Source organism: Chryseobacterium lathyri (assembly GCF_030812195.1).
Taxonomy (GTDB): Bacteria; Bacteroidota; Bacteroidia; order Flavobacteriales; family Weeksellaceae; genus Chryseobacterium; species Chryseobacterium lathyri_A.
Genome location: NZ_JAUSSF010000008.1, coordinates 1 through 1,294, shown reverse-complemented (window position 1 = coordinate 1,294; position 1,294 = coordinate 1). Strand labels below are relative to the sequence as shown.

The 1,294-nt window shown below is 33.7% G+C and carries 1 protein-coding gene; it reads right to left on the bottom strand.

What is annotated here, in order from left to right; all coding sequences use genetic code 11:
* Positions 1 to 909: 909 nt before the first annotated feature.
* Positions 910 to 1,128 carry a hypothetical protein gene (locus tag J2T03_RS20485; protein ID WP_307221365.1) on the bottom strand — a complete coding sequence of 73 codons (219 nt, stop codon included), beginning with the start codon at positions 1,126 to 1,128 and terminating at the stop codon, positions 910 to 912.
* Between the last annotated feature and the right edge of the window lie 166 nt (positions 1,129 to 1,294).

The following is a 1,294-nucleotide window of genomic DNA, read 5'->3' as shown; positions in this document are numbered from 1 at the left end:
CATATACTTATACTTATATCCCATATATATACCTCCATACCAAAAAAATCATTGATGATTTATAAGGGATCATTAATCAATGAGCATGCATAATTTATAGCTCAAAACATTTATGATTTGCAATAAGCAGAATAAAAAATACAAGTCTGTACATTTATGTGCAGGACTTTTTTTGTTTTTACTCCACAGATAAACTCTTTACTTCACTGCTTTTGGCGCTGCTAATGCATCATCACTCAACGTTCCTCATGGATCACAATATCAGTAAGCAAGAATAAAAAATATAATAGAGATGTTAAGCATTACTCATCATGTGTGATTTAACCTCTCATATGATTGTTAAATATATTATTAAAATACTACTTTTATTATTAAACTTAACTGTTGCAGGATCCATTACAGAGATCCGTTTATCTGAAACTATATAATATCGGAGTATATATCAAAATCTATACATCGGGTATTATGTTACGATTAGTAAAACATATGGCTTCAGCCTGAAGATAAGTTTTAAACCTCTGTGCGATTTGCATTATCTGGAGATAACAATCTAACCAGCTTCCACTCCCATTTTCTGATTCCCCGATAAAAATACTCTTATTCAATAGGAGCGGGCTAAAGCCCGCTTACAATGTATGCCCCTAGAAAAGGCTTTAGCCAAAACTTATAAGATGTAAACCTGATATCTGATACCATTTATATTTTAAACCAGATTAAGATTTATGCTTAATTAAACCAATAATGTAGAATTAAAAAATCTGCTCAATCTGCCTGATCCGCGAGAGATCTTCCGTTCAGTTTAAAAATCTATCCAGGGTTTTACAAACTATATTTTTATACAGATAAAAATCTACAACTTATTTATAATCATCTCAAACTCCTGGCAAATACTATAACCTTTATCAAGGTTTAACCAATAAAACATAAGCCTGCGAGATCAGAAAAATCTGTGGGAGAACCCATCCTACTACTTTCAACCATTGTCTTTGCCGTACCCTTTTCCGTTCCATCTAAAAGTTTACCAGCTAAGCTAAAGCTGATCTCCCAGGATAATGACAGGACAATACCCATTCCCAGCCACCCATCTTCTCTCTCCAACTGATATTCAGGTCTTAGATTTTGAGGCACTTCTCCCGAAGCTTATCACTTTGCTAAATCTTATGCTCCGCCTTATGTTCCCCCTGCCTTTCATACCATAGCTTATAAATTGACCATTGTGGATAACTATGTCATAGGCATAATGTATTAACAATCAAAACAGTATATTGATATTTATCCCCACTGTAAACGGATT